Source organism: Pseudoflavonifractor sp. HCP28S3_F10 (genome assembly GCF_052065415.1).
GTDB lineage: Bacteria > Bacillota > Clostridia > Oscillospirales > Oscillospiraceae > Pseudoflavonifractor_A.
In genome coordinates this window covers 1-3,459 of the sequence record NZ_JBQHUB010000054.1, presented here as the reverse complement: position 1 = coordinate 3,459, position 3,459 = coordinate 1, and the positions used below count along the sequence as shown (strand labels likewise).

General features: G+C 59.0%; 3 protein-coding genes and 1 rRNA gene. 1 reads left to right on the top strand and 3 read right to left on the bottom strand.

Annotated elements, in window-relative coordinates; all coding sequences use genetic code 11:
• Positions 1-130 precede the first annotated feature (130 nt).
• Positions 131-1,330, bottom strand: a complete 1,200-nt coding sequence (locus ACTNBZ_RS14175; RefSeq protein WP_441210908.1) for an ATP-binding protein — start codon at positions 1,328-1,330, stop codon at positions 131-133.
• A gap of 171 nt (positions 1,331-1,501) precedes the next feature.
• Here ACTNBZ_RS14175 and ACTNBZ_RS14170 point away from each other — a divergent pair, with 171 nt between their 5' ends.
• Positions 1,502-2,866 (top strand): MATE family efflux transporter, encoded by a 1,365-nt coding sequence (locus ACTNBZ_RS14170; protein ID WP_441210906.1) that lies wholly within the window; start codon positions 1,502-1,504, stop codon positions 2,864-2,866.
• A gap of 63 nt (positions 2,867-2,929) precedes the next feature.
• On the opposite strand, the gene ACTNBZ_RS14165 is transcribed toward ACTNBZ_RS14170, so the two are convergent.
• Entirely contained in the window at positions 2,930-3,262 is a 333-nt protein-coding gene (locus ACTNBZ_RS14165; RefSeq protein WP_441210904.1) for a cupin domain-containing protein, read from the bottom strand.
• A gap of 62 nt (positions 3,263-3,324) precedes the next feature.
• Positions 3,325-3,440 (bottom strand): 5S ribosomal RNA (gene rrf / locus ACTNBZ_RS14160).
• Positions 3,441-3,459: the final 19 nt, after the last annotated feature.

Sequence of the window (3,459 nt, the reverse complement as noted above, 5' to 3'; positions counted from 1 at the left end):
CAAGGCGAAGCTAAAGGGCTTGCCGCCTGCTCTTCACAGACAACAAGCCCTTTCGGTTGCTTGAACAATTTTTGCTTCGAAATATTGTCTAACTTTTCGGGGTCACTTCAGCGGCGGGGAGGGAACTTTTTTACAGATGCAGGCTGGCGATGAACTGCCGCACCACCCGGGGCGTGCGGCCGGGGTGATGCATCTCCCACTTGACGGCCTCGGCGTGGAGGGTCTCCCGGTCCATTTGAATCCCGTGGTACTCCGCCATCCGGTCCACCATGTCCAGATACTCGGCCTTGCTCATGGCCAGATAGGGGATGCGCAGGCCGAAGCGCTCGGCCAGGGAGGTCTTTTCCTGGATGGTCTCGGAGGCGTCCACCTCGTCCCCGGCCCGGTCGCTGAAGGTCTGCCGCACCAGATGGCGGCGGTTGGAGGTGGCGTAGATGGCCACGTTGGCGGGCCGGCGCTCCAGGCCGCCCTCCAGAATGGTCTTGAGGGCGGAATAGGTCCGGTCATCCTGATCGAAGGCCAGATCATCTACAAAGAGGATAAACTTGCGCCGGCGGCCCGCCAGGGTACGGATCAGGTCGGGCAGCTCCCCCAGCGCATCCTTTTCCACCTCGATGAGGCGCAGGTCGTCAAATCCGGGCAGGGAGAGCAGGGATTTGACGGTGGCCGATTTCCCGGTGCCGCTCTCTCCGTAGAGCAGCACGTTGTTTACCAGATTGCCCTCCAGCATGGCCCGGGTGTTGGCGATGACCTGGCTGCGCTGGCGCTCATAGCCCATCATCTCCTCCGGTGTGTGGCTGTCCGGGTCCAGCACGGGCCACAGCTTCCCCCCCTCCCACAGGAAGGCTCGGTACTGGGCAAAGATACCCGAGCCGTTGGCCTGATAGAAGGCGGTGAGGCCGTCAAAATCGAATTTGGCGCTGCAGGCCCAGCGGGGCAGGTTGTCCAGCACCGGCATGAAGCCGGCGGACACGCACCCGGCGATGCGGTCGATGACAGACCCGCAGTCCAGATCAGCCAGCTGGGCAAGGACCTCGATATCCCGGCGGGCTGCCCGGGTCAGCACCGGGTCGTCTCCGCCCCGCTCCACCATCCGGGCATAGGGGGACTCCCGGTAGCGCAGCACATCGTAAAGCCACTCTGAAAGGCCGGTCTTTCCCTCCGTGCGCATGGTATAAAACAGCCGGGTATAGCGCTCCACCGCCTCCTCGCCCCGGCCGTCGTTCAGGGCGTCCAGCATGGACATGACCAGTTCCATCACCGGCTCATCCATCAGATGCTTATAGGCGGCGATCCCCCGCAGAGAGCAGCGCAGTAAATCCAATTCCATGGGTATCCACTCCAGTTCAAACTCATCTTGCTCACTCAAGCGACGATACACATCATTTTAATCACTTTTTCTCCCTCTGTCAACGCAAACCGTTGACTTCCGCCTTCCGTTGGATTATGCTGTTTAATTGCGGGCACAGAGCCCGGACTTCTCTCCCGGGGAGGCGCTGTTTTGCAAAACCGAATCACGGAGGGCCCCATCTGGCGGCAGCTCCTGTCTTTTTTCTTTCCCATCCTGCTGGGTACCTTTTTTCAGCAGCTCTATAATACGGTTGACGCCATCATTGTGGGCAACTTCGTGGGCAAAGAGGCATTGGCCGCGGTCGGCGGCCCCACCGCCACCCTGGTCAACCTTCTCATCAACCTGTTTGTTGGCCTTTCCTCCGGCGCCACCGTCATCGTGGCACAGCACTACGGGGCCCGGCAGATGGAGGAGCTCCGCCGCACCGTACATACCGCCGTAGCCCTGGCGCTGGCCGCCGGAGGGGCCATCACAGCGGCGGGACTCCTGCTGGCACGCCCAGTTCTCACCGCCATGGGCACGCCGGAGGAGGTCATGGCCTACGCACTCACCTATCTGCGGATCTACTTCCTTGGCACTGTGGCGACCTGCCTTTATAACATTGGCTCCAGCGTTCTCAGGGCGGTGGGAGACACCAGACGTCCCCTTTATTTTCTGATGGCCGCCTGCGGGATTAACATCCTGCTGGATCTGCTCTTTGTGGTGGTCCTGCATCTGGAGGTATTGGGTGTGGCCTTAGCCACAGTACTCTCGCAGGTGGTCAGCGCCGGGCTGGTACTTCTGGTCCTCTGCCATCCTGCCTCCCTTTTCTGCCTGCACTGGAGTGAGATCCGCTTCTCACCGGACATTCTCCGCTCCATTGTGCGCATCGGGCTCCCGACCGGTCTTCAGTCCGACATGTACACCTTTTCCAACATGCTGATCCAGTCCTGTGTCAACTCCTTTGGGACCGACGCCATGGCGGCCTGGACTGCCTTTGGCAAGCTGGACGCCTTCTATTGGATGGTTTCAGCCGCTTTTGGTATCTCAGTGACCACTTTTGCCAGTCAGAACTTTGGCGCCCGGCGCTATGACCGGGTACGGAAAAGCACCTGGGTGTGTCTGGTCATGGCTCTGATCTCCTCTCTGCTGTTCAGCCTGCTCTACTGCGCTTTTCCCCAACCGCTTCTGCGCATTTTCTCCAGCGATCAGGGCGTAATCTCCAACGGCATGCGGATCCTTTGGATCATGGCCCCATTCTACTGCACTTTTATCTTTGTGGAGGTCCTATCCGGCGTCATCCGCGGCACCGGAGAGTCCCTCCGGCCCATGCTCCTCACCTGCGGCGGCGTATGTGTCCTGCGTATCGTCTGGGTCTTTACGGTCCTCCCCCATCATCGGACTTTGGATACCCTCATCGCCAACTATCCCATCACTTGGTGCATCACCTCAGTGCTCTTTCTGCTCTACTACTTCCGGGGACATTGGATGGAACGCCAGATTCGGAAATTGGGACACACGGTTTCTTCCAACTGATGCAAAAGAGCGGGCCTCCCTGTTCATGCCAACCGGAGAGCCCGCTCTTTTCTTATTAAAAATTTATGAATGGGTAGGTACCACAGCAAAGAACACCAGGTCAGCGCCACTGTCGTTGATAAGGCCGTGGGAATGGCCCTTGGGGCAGTAATGGCACTGGCCCTCGCGCACCTGCTCGCTGCCCTCATCATAGCGGACCGTGCCGTGTCCGCGAAGGATGTAGATGATTTCACTGTCCGTTTCATGCAGGTGGTAGCCCACCGAAGCCCCCGGCTCCAGGGTACCAAAGAGGATCTTGTTGTTCTCATCCACGTGCATCTTGGCGTTGAGGCTTTTCTCGCCGCCCTTGAAGTGCTCCAGGTGCTTGGTCTCCATCTGTTCAAAATCAATTATCATGGCTGCGTCCTCCTTGTGGCAGATTGCAAAAAACGGACAGTCAGCAGACTGTCCGTTCCTTGTGTCGGCATTACCTATCTTCCCGATCCGTCTCCAGACAAGTATTTTCGGCGCAGGTGAGCTTAACTTCCGTGTTCGGGATGGGAACGGGTGGACCCTCACCGCAATCAACACCGACTGCTATCTCAACCGCTCTC

Coding starts and splice junctions, on each gene's coding strand:
- ACTNBZ_RS14165 (WP_441210904.1), bottom strand. CDS start 3,262: ATGATAATTGATTTTGAACAGATGGAGACCAAGCACCTGGAGCACTTC.
- ACTNBZ_RS14175 (WP_441210908.1), bottom strand. CDS start 1,330: ATGGAATTGGATTTACTGCGCTGCTCTCTGCGGGGGATCGCCGCCTAT.